At 71.6% G+C, this 22,565-nt stretch carries 20 protein-coding genes; 8 read left to right on the top strand and 12 right to left on the bottom strand.

Going from position 1 to position 22,565, the window contains the following annotated elements:
- Nucleotides 1–4: 4 nt before the first annotated feature.
- The 3 genes from HNR14_RS14940 to HNR14_RS14950 all read left to right on the top strand — a co-directional run bounded on the left by HNR14_RS14940 (nucleotide 5) and on the right by HNR14_RS14950 (nucleotide 2,644).
- Complete coding sequence (locus HNR14_RS14940; RefSeq protein ID WP_179701662.1) at nucleotides 5–991, top strand: amino acid ABC transporter permease; 987 nt, start codon at nucleotides 5–7, stop codon at nucleotides 989–991.
- Nucleotides 988–1,776 (top strand): amino acid ABC transporter ATP-binding protein, encoded by a 789-nt coding sequence (locus HNR14_RS14945; protein ID WP_021765484.1) that lies wholly within the window; start codon nucleotides 988–990, stop codon nucleotides 1,774–1,776. The genes HNR14_RS14940 and HNR14_RS14945 overlap by 4 nt, the downstream gene beginning before the upstream one ends.
- An 82-nt stretch (nucleotides 1,777–1,858) precedes the next feature.
- Nucleotides 1,859–2,644 (top strand): SDR family oxidoreductase, encoded by a 786-nt coding sequence (locus HNR14_RS14950; protein ID WP_179701663.1) that lies wholly within the window; start codon nucleotides 1,859–1,861, stop codon nucleotides 2,642–2,644.
- Nucleotides 2,645–2,674: 30 nt separating this feature from the next.
- Here HNR14_RS14950 and hrpA read toward each other — a convergent pair whose 3' ends face one another.
- Nucleotides 2,675–6,529, bottom strand: coding sequence for an ATP-dependent RNA helicase HrpA (gene hrpA / locus HNR14_RS14955; RefSeq protein WP_179701664.1), 3,855 nt, complete (start codon nucleotides 6,527–6,529; stop codon nucleotides 2,675–2,677).
- A 76-nt stretch (nucleotides 6,530–6,605) separates the two neighbouring features.
- On the opposite strand from hrpA, the gene HNR14_RS14960 reads away from it, so the two are divergent.
- The 3 genes from HNR14_RS14960 to HNR14_RS14970 are packed head-to-tail and all read left to right on the top strand — an operon-like array spanning nucleotide 6,606 to nucleotide 9,132.
- Nucleotides 6,606–7,214 carry a hypothetical protein gene (locus HNR14_RS14960; protein WP_179701665.1) on the top strand — a complete coding sequence of 203 codons (609 nt, stop codon included), beginning with the start codon at nucleotides 6,606–6,608 and terminating at the stop codon, nucleotides 7,212–7,214.
- A gap of 5 nt (nucleotides 7,215–7,219) precedes the next feature.
- Nucleotides 7,220–7,510, top strand: coding sequence for a transcriptional regulator (locus HNR14_RS14965; protein WP_179701666.1), 291 nt, complete (start codon nucleotides 7,220–7,222; stop codon nucleotides 7,508–7,510).
- A 56-nt stretch (nucleotides 7,511–7,566) separates the two neighbouring features.
- Entirely contained in the window at nucleotides 7,567–9,132 is a 1,566-nt protein-coding gene (locus HNR14_RS14970) for a long-chain-fatty-acid--CoA ligase (protein ID WP_179701667.1), read from the top strand.
- A 45-nt stretch (nucleotides 9,133–9,177) separates the two neighbouring features.
- Here HNR14_RS14970 and HNR14_RS14975 read toward each other — a convergent pair whose 3' ends face one another.
- Nucleotides 9,178–9,594, bottom strand: coding sequence for a hypothetical protein (locus HNR14_RS14975; protein WP_021765490.1), 417 nt, complete (start codon nucleotides 9,592–9,594; stop codon nucleotides 9,178–9,180).
- Between the two features lie 24 nt (nucleotides 9,595–9,618).
- Nucleotides 9,619–10,452 carry an aldo/keto reductase gene (locus HNR14_RS14980; RefSeq protein WP_179701668.1) on the bottom strand — a complete coding sequence of 278 codons (834 nt, stop codon included), beginning with the start codon at nucleotides 10,450–10,452 and terminating at the stop codon, nucleotides 9,619–9,621.
- Between the two features lie 54 nt (nucleotides 10,453–10,506).
- On the opposite strand from HNR14_RS14980, the gene HNR14_RS14985 reads away from it, so the two are divergent.
- Nucleotides 10,507–12,414 (top strand): thioredoxin domain-containing protein, encoded by a 1,908-nt coding sequence (locus tag HNR14_RS14985; RefSeq protein WP_179701669.1) that lies wholly within the window; start codon nucleotides 10,507–10,509, stop codon nucleotides 12,412–12,414.
- Between the two features lie 61 nt (nucleotides 12,415–12,475).
- Here the strand turns inward: HNR14_RS14985 and HNR14_RS14990 are convergent, their stop codons facing one another.
- From HNR14_RS14990 to HNR14_RS20950, 3 genes are all read right to left on the bottom strand, one after another.
- On the bottom strand, nucleotides 12,476–12,811 hold the full coding sequence (locus HNR14_RS14990) for a hypothetical protein (protein ID WP_039923102.1): 336 nt from the start codon (nucleotides 12,809–12,811) through the stop codon (nucleotides 12,476–12,478).
- A 131-nt stretch (nucleotides 12,812–12,942) separates the two neighbouring features.
- Nucleotides 12,943–13,848 carry an aminodeoxychorismate lyase gene (locus tag HNR14_RS14995; RefSeq protein ID WP_179701670.1) on the bottom strand — a complete coding sequence of 302 codons (906 nt, stop codon included), beginning with the start codon at nucleotides 13,846–13,848 and terminating at the stop codon, nucleotides 12,943–12,945.
- 172 nt (nucleotides 13,849–14,020) lie between these two features.
- The gene (locus tag HNR14_RS20950) at nucleotides 14,021–14,296 is read right to left on the bottom strand and encodes an acylphosphatase (RefSeq protein WP_343064503.1); all 276 of its coding nucleotides are present in this window, start codon (nucleotides 14,294–14,296) and stop codon (nucleotides 14,021–14,023) included.
- Nucleotides 14,297–14,327: 31 nt separating this feature from the next.
- Between HNR14_RS20950 and HNR14_RS15000 the strand changes: the two genes are divergently transcribed.
- Entirely contained in the window at nucleotides 14,328–15,866 is a 1,539-nt protein-coding gene (locus HNR14_RS15000; RefSeq protein WP_343064504.1) for a DUF7059 domain-containing protein, read from the top strand.
- Nucleotides 15,867–15,869: 3 nt separating this feature from the next.
- On the opposite strand, the gene HNR14_RS15005 is transcribed toward HNR14_RS15000, so the two are convergent.
- The 6 genes from HNR14_RS15005 to HNR14_RS15030 all read right to left on the bottom strand — a co-directional run bounded on the left by HNR14_RS15005 (nucleotide 15,870) and on the right by HNR14_RS15030 (nucleotide 22,557).
- Nucleotides 15,870–16,325 carry an iron chaperone gene (locus HNR14_RS15005; protein WP_179701672.1) on the bottom strand — a complete coding sequence of 152 codons (456 nt, stop codon included), beginning with the start codon at nucleotides 16,323–16,325 and terminating at the stop codon, nucleotides 15,870–15,872.
- A 167-nt stretch (nucleotides 16,326–16,492) separates the two neighbouring features.
- Nucleotides 16,493–17,866, bottom strand: a complete 1,374-nt coding sequence (locus HNR14_RS15010; RefSeq protein ID WP_179702690.1) for an LLM class flavin-dependent oxidoreductase — start codon at nucleotides 17,864–17,866, stop codon at nucleotides 16,493–16,495.
- A 2-nt stretch (nucleotides 17,867–17,868) separates the two neighbouring features.
- Nucleotides 17,869–19,017 (bottom strand): acyl-CoA dehydrogenase family protein, encoded by a 1,149-nt coding sequence (locus HNR14_RS15015; protein ID WP_179701673.1) that lies wholly within the window; start codon nucleotides 19,015–19,017, stop codon nucleotides 17,869–17,871.
- Nucleotides 19,014–19,976, bottom strand: a complete 963-nt coding sequence (locus HNR14_RS15020) for an ABC transporter permease subunit (RefSeq protein WP_179701674.1) — start codon at nucleotides 19,974–19,976, stop codon at nucleotides 19,014–19,016. The genes HNR14_RS15015 and HNR14_RS15020 overlap by 4 nt, the downstream gene beginning before the upstream one ends.
- Entirely contained in the window at nucleotides 19,973–21,061 is a 1,089-nt protein-coding gene (locus HNR14_RS15025; RefSeq protein WP_179701675.1) for an ABC transporter permease subunit, read from the bottom strand. The genes HNR14_RS15020 and HNR14_RS15025 overlap by 4 nt, the downstream gene beginning before the upstream one ends.
- Entirely contained in the window at nucleotides 21,058–22,557 is a 1,500-nt protein-coding gene (locus HNR14_RS15030) for an ATP-binding cassette domain-containing protein (protein WP_179701676.1), read from the bottom strand. The genes HNR14_RS15025 and HNR14_RS15030 overlap by 4 nt, the downstream gene beginning before the upstream one ends.
- Nucleotides 22,558–22,565: the final 8 nt, after the last annotated feature.

Consider the following 22,565-nt stretch of genomic DNA (forward strand, 5'->3'; position numbering starts at 1 on the left):
ACGCATGTCCCAGGGCAACCCGGGCCGACCGGTGGCGGGGACGACCCCGCCGCCGGCCGGCGCCCCGGCCTCCGAGCCGATCAAGGCCATCAAGCTCAAGCACCCGTGGCGGATCGTCTTCGCCGTGCTGCTCATCCTGGTGCTCGTCTGGTTCATCGTCGACGCGGCGCAGCGCAGCGCCTACGGCTGGGAGTACGTCGGCAAGTACGTCTTCGACCGGCGCATCAGTGCCGCTGCACTGGTCACCCTCCAGCTGACCGTCTACTCGATGGTCATCGGCGTCATCCTCGGCCTCGTGCTCGCGGTCATGCGCCTCTCCCCGAACCCGGTCGTCAAGTCGATCGCCTGGCTGTACCTGTGGATCTTCCGCGGGACGCCGGTGTACGTCCAGCTCGTCTTCTGGGGCCTGTTCTCGCTGATCTACCCGCAGGTCGTGCTCGGGGTGCCGTGGACGGAGTTCCACTTCTCCTTCGACCTCGGCTTCATGCAGAACGCGTTCATCATCGCGATCATCGGCCTCGCGCTCAACGAGGCCGCGTACATGGCGGAGATCGTGCGCGCCGGCCTGCTCTCGGTCGACGAGGGCCAGGAGGAGGCGGCGACCGCTCTCGGCATGTCGTGGTGGCAGACGATGACGCGCATCGTCATCCCCCAGGCCATGCGCGTGATCATCCCGCCGACGGGCAACGAGGTCATCTCGATGCTGAAGACGACCTCGCTGGTGGCGGCCATCCCGCTCACCACCGACCTGTACGGTGTGGCGCGCGACATCTCGGCCGTGACCTACACGCCGGTGCCGCTGCTGATCGTCGCCTCGCTGTGGTACCTGCTCTTCACCTCCATCCTCATGGTGGGGCAGTACTTCCTCGAGAAGCGGTTCTCGCGCGGCATCAACGCGCGCCGTCCCGACAACCGGGAGCCGGCACTCGCGACAGGCGCGCTGCCTGCGGCGGGAGCACCGGACGGAAGCGACCTCGGAGGCAAGGGATGACCGACATCAACGCAGCCACGTCCGCGACGCCCATGGTCCTCGCGGAGGGCGTCTCCAAGAGCTTCGGCTCCAACGAGGTGCTCAAGAGCATCTCCCTGTCGGTGAAGCAGGGCGAGGTGCTCTGCATCATCGGCCCGTCCGGCTCGGGCAAGTCGACCTTCCTGCGCTGCATCAACCACCTCGAGCGGGTGGATGCGGGGCGGCTCTCGGTCGACGGCGAGGTCGTCGGGTACCGCCAGCACGGCGACAAGCTCTACGAGCTCAAGCCGAAGGAGGCGTCGAAGCAGCGCCGCGAGATCGGGATGGTGTTCCAGCGGTTCAACCTCTTCCCGCACATGACCGCCCTCGAGAACATCATCGAGGCGCCCATCCGGGTGAAGGGCCTGCCGAAGGCCCGCGCGGTCGAGCGGGCGAAGGAGCTGCTGGCGCGCGTCGGCCTCAGCGACAAGGGCGACCACTACCCGTCTCAGCTCTCGGGCGGTCAGCAGCAGCGCGTGGCGATCGCCCGCGCGCTGGCGATGGACCCGAAGCTGATGCTGTTCGACGAGCCGACCTCCGCTCTCGACCCGGAGCTGGTCGGCGAGGTGCTGGACGTGATGAAGGGCCTGGCGCAGTCGGGCATGACGATGGTCGTCGTCACCCACGAGATGGGCTTCGCCCGCGAGGTCGCGGACGAGCTGGTCTTCATGGACGGCGGCGTGGTCGTGGAGTCCGGCGACCCGCGCGAGGTGCTCGCGAACCCGCAGCACCAGCGCACGCAGGCCTTCCTCTCGAAGGTGCTCTAGCCTCCCGCCATCCGTTCCGGACTTCTGCACGCTCGCGCACCGCGTGTCGCGGACGGAAGTCCGGAACGGATAGCATCGCGGGATGAGCGACGAGGCGATCCGGGACGACGAGCGACGACCCGTGGTCCTGATCACCGGCGTCGGGCGGGCGCGGAGCATCGGCCCACAGATCGCCGCCGACCTCGCCACCGCCTACGACGTGGCGTTCTCGTACTGGGACGGCTACGACGCGACGATGCCGTTCGGCAGTGAGCCCTCGTTCCACGACGAGCTGGCGGAACAGCTGCGCGCGTCGGGAGCCCGTGTGCTGCCTCTGGAGGCCGACCTCGCCGATCCGGAGACGCCCACCGCCATGATCGCCCGCGTGCGCGACGAGCTGGGCCCGGTGCGGGCGATGGTGCTGAGCCACGCGCACTCGGTGGACAGCGGCATCCTCGACACGTCGGTCGAGAGTTTCGACGCCCACTTCGCGGTCAACACCCGGGCGAGCTGGCTGCTCATCAAGGCGTTCGCCGAGGCGTACGAAGGGCCGCACGGCGGGGGGCGCGTCGTCGCGCTCACGAGCGACCACACCGCCCACAACCTCCCGTACGGCGCGAGCAAGGGGGCGCTCGACCGCATCGTGAAGGCGGCGGCCGTCGAGCTCGCGCACCTCGGGATCACCGCGAACCTCGTCAACCCGGGGCCGATCGACACGGGATGGATGACGCCCGAGCTCGCGACCGCGCTGGCCGCCGAGACCGCGCTCGGCCGGCTCGGCACGCCGCAGGACACGGCGGACCTGGTGGCCTTCCTGCTCTCGTACGCCGGCGGTTGGATCAACGGCCAGCTGCTCCACTCCAACGGCGGCTTCAACCTCGGCGTCTAGTCGCTCGCGCTCCTCCCGAGCCGCCGCGGCTCAGCCCGCGAGGACTTTGCGGATGCGCTGGAGGGAGACGCTCTCGGCGGTGCCGAGGGATTGGGCGAAGAGCGAGACGCGGAACTCCTCCAGCATCCACCGGGCGTGCACGATGTTCGGCTGGCTGTTCAGGGCGAGCGGGATGCGGCCGCCGGCGTCGGTGTAGAGCGCCACGGCCGTCTCCACCTGGGTCTGCCAGGCGCGGTCGCGGCCGGGGTTCACCGGCAGCGCCTGGATGCGCTGGGTGATGCCGGCCAGGTACCGCGGCAGGTGCCGCAGCTGCTCGATCCCCGTCGCCGAGACGAAGCCCGGATAGACCAGCCCGGCGAGCTGCGCCTTCGCGTCGTTGAGGGAGGCGAGGAACACCAGCGAGGTCGCCCCGCCGATCGCCTTCTCGGCGGCGCGGGAGGCGGTGAGGATGCGGGTGACGAGCGCGACCGTCTCGAACATCGAGTCCATCACGATGGCGGAGACGCGGTCGCGCACCGCCTCGAATTCGGCGCGCATGAAGACCTGGCCGTCCGGCTTCATCCGGTAGAGCACCGAGTCGATCACGGCGAGCAGGCAGTCGTCGAAGAGCGCCTTCGTGTTCGGGTACGGGCTCGCCGCGAGCGTGAGCTTCTCGTTGGCCGTCAGGTGCTGCTGCACGTACGCGACGGGCGACGGGATGCTGGCCAGCAGCAGCCTCCGCACCCCGCCCGGCATGGCCTTCGCCTGGTCGGCGGGCGTGCTCATGAGGCGGATGGAGACGCTCTGCCCGTCGTCGACCAGCGCCGGGTAGGCGCGGATGGTGTTCGTCGAGCCTCCTGGACCGGTGTGCGTGCTGTCGAGGAAGCGGGGGAGCTCGTCGAGGTCCCAGGTCGTGAGCCCGGTGCGCTCGATCGCGTCGGGTGTGCGGGCCTCGGCGACGCGGGCGACGGAGTCGCGGGCGCGCGAACGCAGGCTCTCCTGCAGGGCGCCGAGATCCTTTCCGCTGGCGAGCGGCCGGCCGCGCTCGCCGATGACCTGGAAGGTGGGGCGCAGGTGCGCGGGGAGCCGCTCGGCGTCGAAGTCCGTGCCGCTCACCCGCGAGCCGGTCAGTCGGGAGATCGTCGCAGCGAGGGTGTCGGTGAGGGAGGCGGCGGGCCGCTCGCCTTCGTGGGCGCGCATCCCCGCGGTCGTGGAGAGCTCGCCGAGCAGGCGCTGCGCCCAGTCGGCGGCGGGGACGACCTGGCGGCGGATCGCCTTCGGGAGCGACTTGATCAGCGCGGTGACCAGCTCGTGGCGGAGGCCGGGGACCTGCCAGTCGAAGCCGTCGGGAACGAGCCCGGCGAGCAGCGGGAGCGGCACCTGCACGGTGACGCCGTCATCCTCGGCGCCCGGCTCAAACCGGTAGCGCAGCGTGAGGCGCTGGTCGCCCTGACGCCAGACCGGCGGGAACGCTTCCTCGTCGATCTCCGCCGCATCCTCGTCGAGGAGCGACTCCGGCGTCATGGTGAGCAGGTCGGGCGTCTCGGTGCGCGCCTTCTTCCACCAGCCCTCGAAGGTGCGGGTGGAGACCACCTCGGCCGGGATGCGCCGGTCGTAGAACTCGAAGACGCTCTCGTCGTCGTTCAGGATGTCGCGGCGGCGGGTGCGCTCCTCCAGCTCGCGCAGCTCGGCGCGGAGCTTCCGGTTGGCGCGGTCGAAGGCCTGGTGGGAGTCCCATTCGCCGTCGACGAGCGCGTGGCGGATGAACAACTCGCGCGCGAGCGGCGCGTCGATGCGGGAGTACTGGATGCGGCGGCGCGGGATGATCGGCACGCCGAACAGCGTCACCTTCTCGTACGCGACGACGGAGCCCTGGCTCTTCTCCCAGTGCGGCTCGCTGTACTGCCGCTTGCAGAGATCGCCGGCGATCGGCTCGGCCCAGGCGGGGTCGATCGCGGCGTTCATCCGCGCGAAGAGCCGGCTCGTCTCGACCAGCTCCGCGCTCATGAGGGCGTTGGGCTGCTTCTTGGCCAGCGTCGAGCCCGGGAAGATCACGAAGCGCGCCTGGCGGGCGCCGAGGTACTCGGACTGGCGGGTGCGCGCGCCGCCCTTGTTGCCTGACTCGCGCAGGTCCTTCAACCCGATGTGGGACAGCAGGCCCGCGAGGAGCGAACGGTGGATGCCGTCGGGGTTCACCGACGCATCGCCGATCGTCAGGCCGAGCGGCTTGGCGAGCTGGCGGAGTTGGCGGTAGACGTCCTGCCACTCGCGCACGCGCAGGAAGTTGAGGTACTCGGCCTTGCAGAGGCGGCGGAAGGCGCTCGACGAGAGCTCCTTCTGCTGCTCCTCGAGGTAGTTCCAGAGGTTCAGCAGGGTGAGGAAGTCGCTGGTCGGGTCGGCGAACCGGGCGTGCTTCTCGTCCGCGCTGCCCCGCTTCTCGACCGGGCGCTCGCGCGGGTCCTGGATGGTGAGGCCGGCGACGATGGCCATCACCTCGCGGGAGGTGCTGTGGCGCTTCGACTCGACGACCATCCGCGCGAACCGCGGGTCGATCGGCAGCAGGGCGAGCGAGCGCCCGACCTTCGTGAGCGCCGGGTCTCCGCCTCGCGCCGTCGTGATCGCGCCGAGCTCGGTCAAGAGGTCGAGCCCGTCCTTGATGCCGCGGGAGTCCGGCGGGGTCAGGAACGGGAAGGCGGCGATGTCGCCGAGCCCGAGCGAGATCATCTGCAGGATGACGGCCGCGAGGTTCGTGCGCAGGATCTCGGGCTCGGTGAACTCGGGGCGCTTCTCGAAGTCCTCCTGCGAGTACAGGCGGATCGCGATGCCGTCGCTGGTGCGACCCGAGCGGCCGGAGCGCTGGTTCGCGCTCGCCTGCGAGACGGCCTCGATCGGGAGGCGCTGCACCTTGGCGCGCGTGCTGTAGCGGCTGATGCGGGCGGTCCCGGCATCCACCACGTACTTGATCCCGGGCACGGTGAGGCTGGTCTCGGCGACGTTGGTCGAGAGCACGACGCGTCGGCGGACACCGGGCGTGGACGACGGCTGGAAGACGCGGTGCTGCTCGGCGGACGACAGGCGGCCGTACAGCGGCAGCACCTCGGTGCCCGGGAGGTTGCGGCCGCGGATGGCGTCGGCCGCATCCCGGATCTCGTTCTCGCCGGAGAGGAACACGAGCACGTCGCCGGGAGCCTCGCGCGCGAGCTCGTCGAGCGCGTCGTTGATGCCCTGCAGGTAGTCGCGGTCGGCGGTGGGGACGGGATCGGGGTCGTCCTCGTCCTCGAGCGTCTCGGCGACCAGGGGGCGGTAACGCACCTCGACCGGGAACGTGCGACCGGAGACCTCGACGATCGGCGCGGGCGACCCATCCGCGGCGGCGAAGTGCGCGGCGAAGCTCTCGGGGTCGATGGTCGCCGAGGTGATGATCACCTTGAGGTCGGGCCGCTTCGGCAGCAGCTCGCGCAGGTAGCCGAGCAGGAAGTCGATGTTGAGGCTGCGCTCGTGGGCCTCGTCGATGATGATCGTGTCGTACTTGCGCAGCAGCCGGTCGCGGTGGATCTCGTTGAGCAGGATGCCGTCGGTCATCAGCTTGATGCGCGTCTCGGCGGACACGCGGTCGGTGAACCGCACCTGGTAGCCGACCAGCTCGCCGACGGTCTGGCCCAGCTCCTCGGCGATGCGCTCGGCGATCGTGCGGGCCGCGATGCGGCGCGGCTGGGTGTGGCCGATGGAGGTGCGGCCCAGCTCGAGGCAGATCTTCGGCAGCTGCGTCGTCTTGCCCGAGCCCGTCTCGCCGGCCACGATCACGACCTGGTTGTCCCGGATGGCGCGCGCGATGTCGTCCCGCTTCTGACTGACCGGCAGCTCGGGCGGGAACGTGATGCGGGGGAGGGCGGAGGTCGCAGTCATGAGCCCTCCATTCTATCCGGCGCAGCGATCACAAAATCGTTGTGGATGCAGAGCACTTTGTGCTACAAAGTTAACCATGAACGATGACAACTCCGGCGACGCCCGGGAGATGCTCGACCTGATCGATGGTCAGCAACGTCGCGTCGACCGCGGACTCCGCCTCCCCGTCGTGTGGCTCTACTCCATCTGGGCGTTCGCCTGGCTGGTCGGGTTCCTCGCGCTCTACCTCGCCGTGCTCGGCGTTTTCGACCCCGTGGCCGCCGGCATCGTCTTCGCGGTGCTGATCGTGGCCTCCATCGTCGCCTCCGCCGTCATCGGCTCGCGCATCGGGCGCGGGCTGCGCGGCCAGTCCCAGTTCGCCGGCACGGTGTACGGCATCTCGTGGTCGGTGTGCTCGATCGCGTTCGCCCTGCTCGGCATCGGCCTCCTGGCCCAGGGGATGCCGGACGACCTCGCCGGTATCTACTTCCCGAGCGCCTACGCGATGATGTGCGGCACGCTGTACCTCGGGGGCGCGGCGCTCTGGCACGACACGGTGCAGCTCGTCCTCGGCCTGGCACTGCTGGTCGTCGGAGCGGTCGTCCCGTTCCTCGGTCTCGGCCCGAACCTCCTGGTGCTCGCCATCGCGGCCGCCGTCATCTTCGGCTCCGGAGCGGTCGTCACGGCCCGCTCGCTGCGGGGCTGAGGCCCGTGGACGAGCTCGACCCGGTCATCCACGCGGCCGCGCGCCTGAAGATCACGGCCACCCTCGCCACCGTCCCCGAGGACGGCAGCATGTCCTTCCTCCGGCTGCAGGAGCTGCTCGACCTGACTGCCGGCAACCTCGCCACGCACCTGCGCAAACTGGAGGACGCCGGCTACGTCGCGGTCGAGAAGACGCACCGCGGCCGCGTCCCCGTCACCTACCTCGCGCTCACGACGACCGGTCGCCGCGCGTTCGAGGACTACACGGCGGCACTTCGCAGCATCATCGGGGGGTGAATGGGGTAGGTTTCCCTCACCCGGTCCTTGTCAACGACGATGAAGGAGACCACCCCATGTCCCACGGCTTCGCCACCATGTCCGTCGCGAGCATCCTCGCGGAGACGGCGCATCGCAGCCCCGAGAGCATCGCGCTGATCTTCAACGGCGCGGAGATCAGCTACGGCGACCTGTGGGAGCAGACGCGCCGCTACGCCGGAGCGCTGCGCGACCGGGGGATCGGGCCGGACGACCGCGTCGCCCTGATGATCCCGAACGTTCCCGACTTCCCGCGCGTCTACTACGGCGCGCTGGCCCTCGGGGCGACGGTCGTCCCCATCCACGCGCTGCTGAAGGCGGAGGAGATCGCCTATGTGCTCCAGGACTCCGGCGCCGCCCTGCTGATCTGCGCGGCCCCGCTGCTCGGCGAGGGCGCGAAGGGAGCGGCGCTCGCCGGCATCCCGGTGCTCTCGGTGCTGGTGCCCGACGAGATGGCGGAGCAGCTGCCGTTCCCCCGACTCGAGGTGGAGGCGGCCGCCGCGGAGCCCGTGGTCACCTACGTGCCGCGCGACCCGCTGGACACGGCGACCATCCTCTACACCAGCGGCACCACGGGCAAGCCCAAGGGCGCCGAGGGCTGCCACTTCTCGCTGATCGAGCAGGTGAACGTACTGCTCGCCGGGACGCTGGACATCGAGCCGAGCGATCGCATCCTGGGCTGCCTGCCGCTGTTCCACACGTTCGGGCAGACCTGCGTGATGAACATGGGCTTCCGCGCGGGCGCCACGGTGGTGCTCGTCCCCAAGTTCGATCCCGCCACGGCGCTGCGGCTGCTGAACGAGCACGGCTGCACGATCATGACCGGCGTCCCCACGATGTACATCGCGCTGCTGGAGGCCGCCAAGACGAACCCGGAACGCCCGCCGCTGCGCTACGGCATGAGCGGCGGCGCGGCCATCCCCGTCGCCGTGATCGAGCGGATGAAGGAGGTCTACGGGATCGACGTACACGAGGGCTACGGCCTGACCGAGACCTCGCCCGTCGCCTCCTTCAACCACCGCGGGCGCCCGACACGGGTCGGCACGGTCGGCACGCCGATCTGGGGCGTGGACGTCGAGATCGCGGACGCCGAGGTCGACGACCGCATCGACCTGCTGCCCCGCGGCGAACTCGGCGAGATCGTGGTGCGCGGGCACAACCTCATGAAGGGGTACCTCAACCTCCCGCAGGCGAACGCGGAGGCGGTGGTCGACGGCTGGTTCCGCACCGGCGACCTCGGCACCAAGAGCGACGACGACTACATCACGATCGTCGACCGCAAGAAGGACATGATCGTCCGCAACGGCTACAACGTGTACCCGCGCGAGGTGGAGGAGGTGCTCTCCACCCATCCCGCCGTCGCGATGGTCGCCGTGTTCGGCGTCGCCCACGACACGCACGGGCAGGAGGTCATGGCCGCCGTCACGCTCATGCCCGGCGCCGAGGCGACGGGCGAGGACCTCGTCGCGTTCGCGCAGGAGCACGTCGCGGCGTACAAGTTCCCGCGGCGCGTGGAGATCCTGGAGGTGCTCCCGCTCGGCCCGAGCGGCAAGGTGCTCAAGCGGGAGCTGGTCGCGCGCTACGAGGCCGCCGCAACGGTGTGACGTCGGCGTCCGGCGCCGAAGTGCCGGGCGCCGACGTGCCGGGTGTCAGGCCGCCGTGTCCATCGTGAGCAGCCGCACGGACGAGTGCAGGTAGAAGGCCGCCAGCACCGCGTAGCAGACGCACGCCACGGTCGGGATGAACGAGTTCTCCGGCCGGCTGGCCAGAGCGCCGACGCACGAGACGAAGGCCGCCGCCGCGAGCCCGCCGCCGATCCAGAAACCGGCGGCGGGCCGGGCGGTCGCGCGCCACCAGGGGCGCGGGTCCTCGCGATTCTCACCGGCGCCGCGGAAGATGCGGACGCCGATGCCGACGTAGAGGAGGTTGAGGACGGCCACGATCAGCACGTCGACGGTCGCGTCGACGAGCTGCTGGAACAGGAAGACGTTCAACGCCAGCAGGAGGCCGTAGCCCCCGATGATGTAGGCGACCTTGCCCGTTGCCGTCGTGATCCTCAACTTCACGAGGGAGAGCTTATCCGGCGGGGGTCAGTTGACCTCGTTCGGGTGCGCGCTGACGCGGCCCTCGCGCTCGAGACCGGTGATCGCGGCGACCTCGGCGTCGGTGAGTTCGAAGTCGAAGACGTCGAAGTTCTCGGCCATGCGCTCGCGGCGGTTCGACTTGGGGAACACGATGTTGCCGGTCTGCAGGTGCCAGCGGATGACGACCTGGGCCGGGGTCTTGCCGTGCGCCTCGGCGGCGCCGGCGACCTCGGGCAGCTCGAACAGCGGGTACTTGCCCTGGCCGAGCGGGCCCCACGCCTCGATCTCGATGCCGTGCTCGCGCGCGAACGCGGTGACGGCCGGCTGCTGGTGCGCCGGGTGCAGCTCGATCTGGTTCACGGCCGGCACGATGTCGGTGTTCGCGAGCAGCTTCTCCAGGTGCGGGACGAGGAAGTTCGACACGCCGATGGCCTTCGCGCGGCCCGACGCGTAGATGGTCTCGAGCGACTTCCACGCCTCGACGAAGGTGTCCTTCTCGGGGGTCGGCCAGTGGATGAGGTACAGGTTCACGTAGTCGAGGCCGAGCTTCTCGAGCGACTCGTCGAACGCGGCCTGCGCGTCGGTCTGGCGGTCGTTCCAGAGCTTCGTGGTGACGAAGAGCTCGTCCCGGGCGATGCCGGAGGAGGCGAGGGCGTCGCCCACACCCTTCTCGTTGCCGTAGATCGCGGCGGTGTCGATGTGGCGGTAGCCGACCTCGAGCGCATCCGTGACGATCCGCGTCGTCTCGGCCGGGTCGACCTTGAAGACGCCGAAGCCCAGCTGCGGGATGGTGGTTCCGTTGTTGAGGGTCAGGGTCGGAGTATTTGCGTTTGCAACCATATCCACCACGCTACCAGCCGTTGCGGGCGCGGTCTGCGGTCGTAGGGTGTGGCCATGGCGAATCGGCTGCAGGACGCGATCAGTCCGTACCTCCGCGCGCACGCGGACAACCCGGTCGACTGGTGGCCGTGGGGAGCGGAGGCCTTCGCCGAAGCCCGGAGGCGCGACGTGCCGGTCATGATCTCCATCGGCTACGCGACCTGCCACTGGTGCCACGTCATGGCCCGCGAGAGCTTCTCCGATCCCGCGCTCGCCGCCGAGCTCGATGCGCGCTTCGTGCCGATCAAGGTCGACCGGGAGGAGCATCCCGAAGTGGATGCCGCCTACCTCTCCGCCGCGAGCGCCTTCACCGACAACCTCGGCTGGCCGCTCACCGTCTTCGCCACACCCGACGGCCGGGCGTTCTTCGCCGGCACGTACTTCCCGCCGATCCCGGTCGGCGGCCGTGCGTCGTTCCGCCAGGTGCTCGACGCCGTGGCCGACGCGTGGGAGCAGCGCCGGGAGCAGGTGGAGACCGACGCGGGGCGCGTCGTGGCGGCGCTCGCCGCGGCCTCCGCGTCCGCAACGGCGGTCCACGACCTCCCGGACGGCCGCGAGCTCGACACGGTCGTCGACCTCCTGACGCGGGCCGAGGACGAGGAGTTCGGCGGTTTCGGCACGGCGCCGAAGTTCCCCGTCGCGCCCGTGCTCGGCTTCCTGCTGGGCCGGCCGTCGGGGGAGGAGCTGGCGCACCGGACCCTGCGGCGCATGGCGGACTCCCCGCTCCGCGACCCGGTCGACGGCGGGTTCTTCCGCTACGCGACCCGCCGCGACTGGGGCGACCCGCACTACGAGCGGATGCTCTACGACAACGCGCTGCTGCTGGACGCGTACGCGACGGCCTGGCTGCAGACGCGCGAGCCGTGGGCGGAGCAGACTGCCGACGGGATCGCGGCGTTCCTGCTCGGCGTGCTGCGCCGCCCGGGAGGCGGCTTCGCCTCGGCGCAGGACTCGGAGAGCGTCATCGACGGAGCGCGGGTCGAGGGCGAGTACTACAAGCGGGCGCCCGCGGAGCGCGGGCTGCTGGACGCGCCACCGGTCGACGCGAAGGTGCTGACCGGATGGAACGGCCTGGCGATCGGCGCGCTGGCCCGCGCGGCCCGCATCCTGAACCGGCCCGCGTGGATCGTCGCAGCGACCACGGCGGCGACGATGCTGCTGGAGCGGCATCGCCGCGCCGACGGCACCCTCCTGCGCATGTCCCTCGACGATCGGCTCTCCGACGCGGAGGCGACGCTGGAGGACTACGGCGCGCTGGCCGCGGGTCTGCTGGAGCTCGCGCTCGCGTCGGGCGACCCGGCGATGGCCGTCGCCGCGCGCGATCTCGTCGACATCTCTCTCGACGCGGCGGGTGCTTCGGGTGCTGCTTCGGCGTCGGGGCCGTTCGAGGCGCCGGGAGGCGGCGACCCGGTGCTCGCCGCGACGGGGCTGTCCGTCCGCGTCGATCCCTCCGAGGGCGCGTATCCCTCAGGCCTGTCGTCGACGGCGGCGGCAGCGCACACGCTCTTCCTGCTGACCGGCGAGCGGCGCTACGAGCGGGCCGCGCGCGAGGGGATGCGGCTGGTCGCCGCGCAGGCGGTGCAGAGCCCGACCGGGTTCGGCGCCTCCCTCGCCCTGATGTCGCGCCTCGACACCGACGCGGTGCAGCTCGTGACCGTGCTGCCGGCCGGGGCCGAGCCGGGCGCGCATCCCTCGGGCCCGGCAGATCCGGAGGGCTTGCTGGGAGCGGTGCGGACCCATCCCGCAGCCGTGGTCGCCATCGTCGGGGAGGCGCAGGCCGCGGCGCTCGCGGACGAAGGGTTCGACCTGTTCGCCGGGCGGACGGCGCACGACGGGCTCCCGACCGCGTACCTCTGTCGCGACTTCGTCTGCCGGCTGCCGGTCACGCGGCCGGAGCAGTTGCGGGAGGCCGCCGGCGCGTGAGCCGGGCGGGTGCGCGCGTGTCGTGGAGGATCTCGGGAGTTGGCGCCGGCGCCAGCGGCTGTCAGGCGCGCTCGAGCTTGTCGAGCATGCCCCAGACGGCTTCGCTGAGCTCGGGATGCTCCAGCGCGATGCGGCGCAGCACCGAATACTCGAAGCGGGTGAAGATCTCGCGGCCCGCGGCGGGATGGTGCGCGCGCGACTGCTGCTCGCCGAGGTCGAACGCCTCGATCGCGGTCGCCCGCAGCGAGATGACGACCTGCTCGTCGACGCTCGGGAGGTCCGGGATGAAGTGCCAGGGGTCCTCGCCTGCCCGGCAGCGGTGCTCGATGATCGCGGAGAGCTCGTCGCGCGCCTGCTGACGGAGCACTTCGATGCTCCGGGGTACGTGTTCTGTCACGGGCGACCTCCCTCCGCTGACGGTGGATCCGGCCTCGTCGCCGGAACGGTGCGTTCAGCCTAGACGGCGCGACCGACGCTCGCGAATCGGGGCGTAACGAGAGGTCTACCGGCGGGAGGGGGCCGGGCCGCTCAGTCCGTGCGCGAGAGGAGGTACGCGTTCAGGTCGGCGGTCAGCGCGTCGTCGACGGGGTAGTCGCGGTCGTCGAGCGCGGTGATGGGCGCGGCCTGCCGCACGCTGGACACCAGCCAGAGGGCGTCGGCGTCGCGCAGCTCGTCCGCGGTGATGCGGCGGTACTCGGTCGGGTAGCCGCGCTCCTCGAAGAACGCGAACACCGCGGCCTGCGTGGTGCCGGCCAGGATGCCCTGATCGGTCTGCGGGGTGCGCACGACGCCGTCGGAGAGCAGGATCACGTTGGAGGTCGGCCCCTCCAACGCGTAGCCGTCGGAACTGAGGAAGATGACGTCGTCGGCACCCCGGCGCGCAGCCTCCCGGCCCGCCGCCCGGTTGATCGCGTACGACAGGGTCTTCGCGCCCGCGAGCAGCCACGGGGAGGTCTCGGCGACGTCGTGCCGCCAGCCGCGGTCGAGCGAGACGACGCGGATGCCGAGGCGCTGGGCCGAGAAGTCCTCGCCCTCGTCGACGAAGATCCACCCGCTCGCGCGCCCCTCGCCTTCGACGCCGCGGGTCAGGATGAGCTTGGCGAAGAGCTCTCCGTCGTCGCCGTTGCGGGACCGGTAGTCGGCGACCCCGGCCAGCACGGCCTCCCGCCACACGGCGGCATCCGGCTCCGGGAGGTCGAGCAGCGCCGCCGAGTGCGCCAGCCGCTCCAGGTGCGGTTCGAGCGCCTGCGGGTGCCCGTCGATCACGGCGACCGTCTCGAACACGCCGTCGCCGCGCGTGATGCCGAGGTCGGTGATGCGGACCTGCGGCGCGCCGAAATCGGCGAGCACGAATCCCGGGTCGCCGGCGGCGCGGTCCGCCGCAGCGTCGGAGACGGTCGGTGCGGTCACGGTCAGCAGAGTGGCGCGGGTCATGCCCCCATTGTCCACCGCTGCGCCCTGCAAAACAGTGCCGAGCTCGCGCGCGTGCGGCAGCGGCTGCCCGGCGCATGTGCCGAGTGCGGTGCCGCGGGACGTCTGCGCCGCGTCGCCGCGCCGCAGACGTACCGGGGCGTAGCAGTCGCTTCCGCAGAGACCGGTCAGGCGGTCAGGCGGTCTGGCGGATGCGGAATCCGTCGTCGCCGTCGGGGGCGGCGTCGGTGACGTCGAGGCCGGCCACCTCGGATCCGGGAGGCCCCTCCCGCAGCCACGCGACCATCCGGTCGACCGCGGCGGGCTCGCCCTCGACCTCCACCTCGACGCTGCCGTCGCCACGGTTGCGGGCCCAGCCGGCCACGCCGAGGGCCTGCGCCTGCTCGCGCGCCGCCCAGCGGAAGCCGACGCCCTGCACCGTCCCGGTCACGATCGCTCTCTTGCGGATCACACGCCCATTCTGCTCCTGCTTGAATGGTCCGGTGAGCTCACCCGCCGACCGCGCCGCATCGATCGCGGCACTCCGTTCCGACCTGACCGGGGCGGGGTTCACCGTCTCCGCCCTCACCGACCTGTGGGGCGAGGAGGCCGCAGAGGCGCTGCACCGCGGCCAGCGCGTCCCGGCCGAGCGGGCACTCGGCCGCCGCGAGCCGTCACCCCTCGGCACGCTCGCCTCCCTGTTCGTGCTCGGGCGCGCGGCGACCGTCGAGGCGGCGGAGGCCGCGCTACCCGCGCTCGGCATCGAGGGCGCGCAGACGCTCGGGCTGCTACGCCGCGACGACGCCGGCGTCGCTCCTGCCGTCGACCTGCGCCCCTACTCCTTTGTGGACGCCCTCGGCCCGGCCGAGTGGTGGATCGTCTCCGACCTGGGCGAGTTGGCGCTGGGCCACGCGCTTCCGGAGGACCACGTGCTCGGCGTGGGCGGCGCCTCCATGACCCTCAGCGGGCTGATGCTGCAGCGGCCCGCGCGCACGGCGCTCGATCTGGGCACGGGATGCGGCATCCAGGCCCTGCACGCCCGCCGCCACGCCGAGCGGGTCGTGGCGACCGACATCTCGCCGCGCGCCCTGGACCTCGCCGCGCTGAACGCTGACCTCAACGGCGTCGACGGCATCGAGTTCCGGCTCGGCAGCATGTTCGAGCCGGTCGCAGGGGAGCGGTTCGACCACATCGTCTCCAACCCGCCCTTCGTCATCACCCCGCGCGTCGACGGAGTGCCCGCGTACGAGTACCGCGACGGCGGGATGGTCGGCGACGCCCTCGTCGCGGCCTTCATCGACGGCTGCGGCGAGCACCTGGAGCCCGGTGGGGTCGCGCAACTCCTCGGCAACTGGGAGTACCACGGCTTCACCGACGCGCTCGATCGCGTGCGCGGCTGGGTGGACGGCTCCGCCACGCCGCTCGACGCCTGGGTGATCGAGCGCGACACCGAGGATGCCGCGGGCTATGCCGAGACGTGGATCCGCGACGGGGGCACGCGGCCCGGTACGGCGGCCTTCGACCGGCTGCTCGGCGCGTGGCTGGACGACTTCGAGGAGCGCGGCGTGCGGCAGGTCGGGTTCGGCTATCTGCTGCTGCGGCGGGCGGAAGGGGTGCCGACGCTGCGGCGCTTCGAGCGCATCCACGGCTCGCTCGGCGCGAACGAGGCCGGGTTGGGGGTGGCGCTGGATGCGGCCCTGGCCGCCCACGACCTCCAGGCCGCTCTCGACGACGACGCCCTCTCGGCGCTGCGGCTGGCGGTGGCGGGAGACGTCACCGAGGAGCGGCACCTCTGGCCCGGCTCGGACGCGCCGACCGCCATCCTGCTCCGGCAGGGCGGCGGCTTCGGACGCACCGTGTCCGCCGACACCGGACTCGCGGCCCTGACCGGCGCGAGCGACGGCGAGCTGAGCGTCGCCGCGATCGTCGGTGCGCTCGCCCAGCTGCTGGAGGTGGACGAGTCCGCCCTGCGTGACGACCTGCTGCCCGCGGTGCGCGGGATGCTGGTGGACGGCCTGCTCACCGTCCCGCCGCAGGGCTAAGGGTCAGCCCGCCGCCTTCTCCAGCAGCGCGGCGATGATCTTCTCGTCGGCCGGTGTCAGTTCGATCACGGCGAACGACGTCGCCCACATCGTGCCGTCGTCGAGCTGCGCCGGATCGTTGAACCCGATCGTGGAGTACCGCGCCTTGAACTTCGTGGCGGGCTGGAAGAAGACGATGTTCTTCCCGTCCTTGGCGTAGGCGGGCATCCCGTACCAGGTCTTCGGCGCGAGCGACGGGGCGTGCTCGGCGACGAGCTCGTGGAGGCGGCGGGCGATGGCCTGCTCGTCCTCCGTCATCTCGGCGATCTTCGCCTGCACCTCGGCGGCGTCGGCGGCGGCCCGCTCCTCCTTCGAGAGCTTCTTCGACGCGCGTTTGGCCTTGATCTCCTGCGCGCGCTCCTTCATGGCGGCGCGCTCCTCAGCGGTGAAGCCGTCGTCGGCGGTCGTGGCGGGGCTCATGGTGTCCTCCCGGAGTTCTGGATGCTGACGAGTCCAGCCTCCCGCATTCCGCGCCCGCGCGCTTCTCCATTCCTGCTCGACCCCGGGCCGAGATTTGTGCCAAATGTCGGGTATGGGCACGCCATACCCGACATTTGGTCCAAATGTCGGAGGAAAGGGAGGCAGGGTCAGGCGCCGAAGGCGGCGCGGCGGAAGCCGCGGGCCCGGTGCTCGTCGGGCAGGTACGGGCCGTTGCCGAAGATCTTCTCGCGCAGCGTGCCCTCGCGGTACTCGGTCTGCATGATGCCGCGGCGCTGGAGCTCGGGCGTCACGTGGTCGACGAAGTCCTCGAACGAGCCGGGGGAGACGACGTACTGCACGTTCATCCCGTCGACGCCCGCGTCCTGCCAGGCCTCGACGTGGTCCGCGATCTGCTCCGGCGTGCCGACGACGCGGAGGTTGCCGAACCAGCGGACCAGCTCGCCGATCGTGTACTGCGGGTTCGGCGACATCGCGATGAGCTTGCCGACGATGCCCTCCTGGCCCTCTGGCCGCTTCGCGATCTCGTGGATCGGCTCCTTCGGGTCGAGCTGCCCGAAGTCGTAGCCGAGGAAGACGCTCTGCTTCGCGAGGTTGGCGTCGATGCTCTGGAAGTCGGTGATCTCCTCGTGGAGGCGCTTGGCCTCCTCCTCGGTGCTGCCGACGACGAAGCCCAGGATGCCGAAGAGCTTCACGTCCTGCGCCCGCCTCCCGTGACGCACGGCGGCGGCGCGCACGTCGGCGACGACCGGAGCGGCCTCGGCCGGACTGAGCGCGTTGATGAACAGGCCCTCCGCGTTGCGACCGGCGAAGTCCCGCCCTCGCGGCGAGACGCCCGCCTGGATCAGGAACGGCGTCCGCTGCGGCGACGGCTCGGTGAGGTGCGGACCGACGACGTCGTAGAACGGACCGACGTGGTTGATCTCGTGCACCTTCGCCGGGTCGGAGTACTGCTTGCGGGCGAGGTCGCGCACGACGGCGTCGTCCTCCCAGCTCGCCTCCCACAGCTTGTAGACCACGTCGACGTAGTCGTCGGCGCGCGCGTAGCGGTCCTCGTGCTCCGGGAGGCCGGCGAGGCCGAGGTTGCGGCCGGCGCCGGGCAGGAACGTGGTGACGATGTTCCACGCGATGCGGCCGCGCGTCAGGTGGTCGAGCGTCGACATCTTGCGGGCGAACGCGTACGGCGGCTCCTGCAGGATGTTCTGCGTCAGCACGAAGCCCAGGTTCTCGGTCGCGTAGGCGAGCGCCGGGATGAGCTCGCCGGGGTCGTTGATCGGGAACTGCATGCCGCTGTAGACCGCACGCTCGCGCGAGTTCTCGAACGCCTCGTACGGCGCCAGCACGTCCGCGAAGAACAGGGTGTCGAAGCGTCCCCGCTCCAGCAGCCGGGCGATGTCGGCCCAGTAGTCGATCGAGTTGTAGTCGAGCTGCTTGCTGCCCGGCCACGCCCACATCCCCTGATCGTGGTGCGAGACGGAGAAGATGTTGAACGCGTTGAAGATCATCCGCTGACGGTCGGCCATGGTCACGCCACCTGCTCGTTCTCGGCGGGGGACTCGACGACGCCGAGCACCTCTTTGCCGATCTCGCCGGCGAGCACCTCGGTCGAGTAGGCCATGAGCTGGCCGGCCTGGGCGTTGCGCAGGTGGCGCTGGATGGGCGACTGCTTCAGGTAGCCGGAGGCGCCGCCCACGCGGACGCCGAGCTGGGCCACCTCCACGGCGATCTTGTTCGCCAGGTACTTGGAGCGCGAGAGGTTCGGGAAGAACTCGGGCCGGCCGGCGTCCGCCTCGGCGAGGGTGCGCTGGTAGAACGCGTGCACCGCCTCGAGCCGGGACTGCGCATCGGCGACCTCGTGCTGGATCCACTGCTGGTGCGACAGCGGCTTGCCCAGGATGGCGCGGTTCTTGGCGTGGTCGACCAGCGCGGCGAGCGCGGCGTCGGCGATGCCGAGCGAGATCGCGGGCAGGCCGGCGGGCACCGCGGCGAAGTCACCGGGACCGGGCGCGCGCCCGCGGTGCTCCTCGCTCAGGAGGGTGTCGCTGAACGACAGCAGCTGGCTGCGGGTGGCGCGCAGGCCGAGGGTGTCCCAGATCGGGATGATCGAGACCGTCTCGTCGGGGATGACGGCGAAGAAGGTGGGGGCGTCGTCGACGAGCGCGTTGACGAGCAGGTAGTCGGCGATCTCGCTGCCGGAGACGAAGCGCTTGGCGCCGTCGAGCAGCCAGCCTCCTTCGGTCGGCCTGGCGGCCTGCTGCGGGTTGAGGAAGCGGTTGCCGCTGGTCGGCTCCGAGAGCGCGTTGGCGAAGCGCTTGCCAGCGAGGAACTCGTCGGCGAAGAAGGAGCCCTTCTTCTCGCGGGTGAGCTCGGCGAGCCCGACGCCGGCGCCGGTGTGCATCGTCACGATCGTGGCGATCGACGGGTCGGCGGCGGCGAGCACGCGCACGACCTCGCCGAAGGCCTGGTAGCTGAGTCCCTCGCCGCCCAGGTGCTCCGGGAGGGTCGCGCGGCTGAGTCCGGCCTCGTGCAGCGCGGTGAGGCTGTCGACGGCGATCTCGGCGCGCTCGTCGTGAGCGGCGGCCTCGGTCTCGAAGCCGGCCGCGAGCGCGCCGACCTTCTCGAGCAGGGCGCGCTCGGCGTCGGGGAGGTCGTGCAGGCTGGTCGGGGCGGTCATCGGGCTTCTTCGGGTTCGGGGGAGGTGGAGGGCGTGGGGGACGTGGAGGCTCGGCGCACGACACGGCTCCGCCGCCAGACGCGCCGGGAGACGACGCAGAGCACGACGAGCGTCGCCAGGTAGGGGAGGGCCTGGAACAGCTCGACGGGCAGGCCGAGGCTCTGGGTCTGGGCGAGCAGCGCGAGCGAGTTGAAGAACGAGAAGAGCAGCGCTCCGGCGATCAGGCCGAACGGGGTGCGCCGGCCGATGATGACGACCGCGAGGGCGACGAAACCCGCGCCTCCCGTCATCCCGGGCGAGAACGTCCCGATGCTGGCGAGCGGCACGGTCGCACCGGCGAGTCCGGCGAAGCCGCCCGCGATCACGGCCGCGCCGAGCCGGAAGCCGGTGGGCGAGATGCCGCGGGTCCTCGCCACCGACTCGTCGTCGCCGACCGCGCGCAGCCGCAGCCCGAACCGGGTGTGGTCGAGCACCAGCCAGGAGACCACGACGAGCAGGAGCGAGAGGTAGAAGAAGGTGCCCGCGTGGGCGAGTCCCGGGCCGATCACCGGGATGCCCTCGATGAACGGCAGGTGCAGGGGAGGCTGCGTCTCGACGGTCTGGTTGGTCGAGCCCGCCGGGTTGAGCGCCTGGAAGAGGAACACGCTGAGTCCGGCGCCGAGCAGCCCGATCGCGATGCCGACGATGACGATGTCGGCCCTGGCGATCGCCGAGGCGACGCCCATCAGCAGGCCGAGGACGAGCCCGGCGAGGATGCCGGCGAGCACGCCGACCCACACGCCGCCGACGTGCGCGCCGAGCACGCCGAAGACGGCGCCGACCAGCATCATCCCCTCGATGCCGACGTTGAAGCCGCCGGTGCGCTCGAGGAAGATCTCGCCGAGACCGGCGATGACGATGGGCGCGCAGAGGGCGAGCGCCCCCGAGAGCACGACGGTCCAGAACTCGACGGAGCTCACGCGGGCACCGCCTCGGTCTTCGCGGCGATGGTGTCCGCCTTCTCGATGCGGCTGAGCTGCAGGGCCGCGAGGGCGAGCGCGGCCGTCAGCAGCAGGATGCCCTGGGTGACCGTGCCGATCGCGGTCGGGGTCGTTCCCGTGGCGATCTGGACGCCCGCCGCGCCGGTGCCCAGCGCGGAGTAGACGATCGCGGCCAGCGCGATCCCGAGCGGGTTTCCGCGGCCGAGGACCGCGACCGCGAGCCCGGCGAAGCCGATGCCTCCCGACACCGAGGGTTCGAGGCGCTGAGTGACGCCGGCGACCTGCATCCATCCCGCGAGCCCCGCGGCGGCGCCGGAGACGAGGAGGGCCGTGAGCACCGCGGAGCGCGGCGTCAGGCCGAGCCGCGCGGCGAGCACCGGACGCGACCCGTAGACCTCGAGCACGAACGCCTGCCGCGTGCGCGACCACCACCAGGCGCCGAGCAGGATCAGCGCGACGATGACGATGCCGACGTGGATGCGGCCGCTCACCGGCAGCTGCGGGAGCTGCGACGGCAGGGGCAGCGGCGGCGATTGCGGGCTCGCGTTGGTCGCGGGGTCCCGCAGCACCGTGCGCAGCAGGTAGGTCAGCAGCGAGACGGCGAGGTAGTTGGCGAGCAGGGTGAAGAGGATCTCGTTGACGTTCCAGCGGATCTTGGCGACCGCGGCTGGGAGTGCCCACAGCATCCCGCCGACGACGCCCGCGACCGCGCCGAGCGGGAGGGCGACGGCCGGGCTGGCCTCCGGACCGAGCAGGAGGGCGACCACCGTCGACAGGATGGCGCCGACGATCAGCTGCCCTTCCGCGCCGACGGTGACGACGCCCGCGCGCAGCGCGACCGAGACCCCGATCGCCACGAGTGCGAGCGGCGTGGCGTTCGAGAGCGTCTGGGTGAGGTTGTAGCCGTCGCCGAACGCGCCGGTGAACCAGCCGCCGAGTGCCGCGCCGAGGTCGCCGCCGGTGGCGACGACGAGCACGAAGACGACGGCGAAGCCCGCGACGACGTAGAGAGCGGCGATCAGCGGTCCGCGGCGGCGGCGCAGCCAGGTGGCGAGGGCGGTCACGCGGTGACCTCCCCGCCGAGACCGGCCATGCCGCGCCCGATGCGGGCGCTGTCGAAGTCGGCGGCGTCGAGGCTGTCCACGATGCGTCCCTTCGAGAGGATGAGGATGCGGTCCGCGAGGTCGCGGATCTCGTCGGTGTCGGCGCTGACCAACAGCACGGCGGTGCCGGCGGCTGCGGCCGCGCGCACCTCGCCGCGGATCACCGCGCTGGCGTGCAGGTCGAGACCCTGGGTCGGACCGTGCAGCACGGCGACCGCGGGGGCGCCGTCGAGCTCGCGCCCGACGAGCAGCTTCTGCTGGTTGCCGCCGGAGAGCGCGCGGGCCGGGAGGTCGGGGTTGCGCGGGCGCACGTCGTGGCGTTCGAGGAGGGCCGTGGTGAAGGCGCGCACCGCCCGGGTGTCGATGCGTCCGCGGCGCAGGAACCGGCCGCCCAGCCCGAGCGTGCGCAGCACGGCGGAGCGGGTGAGCGGGGCGTCGGGCAGCAGAGCGTCGATGCGCACTTCGGGCACGTAGGCGAGTCCCGCCTGGGCGGCGCGATCCGGACGGCCGGTGACGGCGGCTCCGTCGACGGTGACCGTGCCCGAACGGAGTGGGAGGATGCCCGCGGCGGCCTCCGCGAGCGCGGTCTGGCCGTTGCCGGCGACGCCCAGCACGCCGACGACCTCGCCGCCGCGCACGCTCAGGCTGACGCCGTCGATGCCGGTGCCGGTGGTCCCGGTCGTCGCCTGGTGCAGCTCGAGGCGCGCCTCCCCGGCGATCGTGTGCTCGCGCCGCGGCACCGGAGGCACGCTGCCGACCATCGCCCGCACGAGGTCCTCGTCGGTGACGTCGGCGACGGGGGAGGAGAGGGTCACGTGCCCGTGCGAGAGCACGGTGACCGTGTCGGCGACGAGACGCACCTCGTCGAGCCGGTGGGTGATGAGGAGCACGGCGTAGCCGGCGGCCGCGAGCGAGCGCACGCGATCGAACAGGGCGGCCGTCTCGAACGGGCCGAGCGCCGACGTGGGCTCGTCGAGCAGCAGGATGCGCGCGCCCTGTGCGAGCGCGATCGCCAGCTCGCCCAGCTGGCGCTGCGCGAGGCCCAGCTCCCGCACCCGCACGTCGGGCTCGACGGCGAGACCGGCCGAGCCGGCGGCCTCGCGCAGCAGGCGGGCGGCGCGGCGACGGCGGGCGAGGCGTTCGGGCTGCCCGAGCACGAGGTTCTCGGCGAGGGTGAGCTCGGGGATGAGGCTGAGCTGCTGCGGCACCAGCCCGATCCCGTGCCGGATCGCCGAGGCGCGGCCCGAGAAGACCGCGGCCTCCCCGTCGACCGTCACGGTTCCGGCGGTCGGCTGCTCCAGCCCGGCGAGGATCTTGAGCGCGGTGGACTTGCCCGCGCCGTTCTCGCCGACCAGGGCGTGGATGCTGCCCGGCTGCACCGCCAGGTCGACGGCGTGCAGCACCTGGGCGCCTCCGTACGACTTGGAGGCGCCCAGGAGGGCGAGGGATGCGGTCATCGCTGTCT

The sequence above is a fragment of the Leifsonia naganoensis genome, assembly GCF_013410615.1.
In the GTDB taxonomy this organism is placed as follows: domain Bacteria; phylum Actinomycetota; class Actinomycetes; order Actinomycetales; family Microbacteriaceae; genus Leifsonia; species Leifsonia aquatica.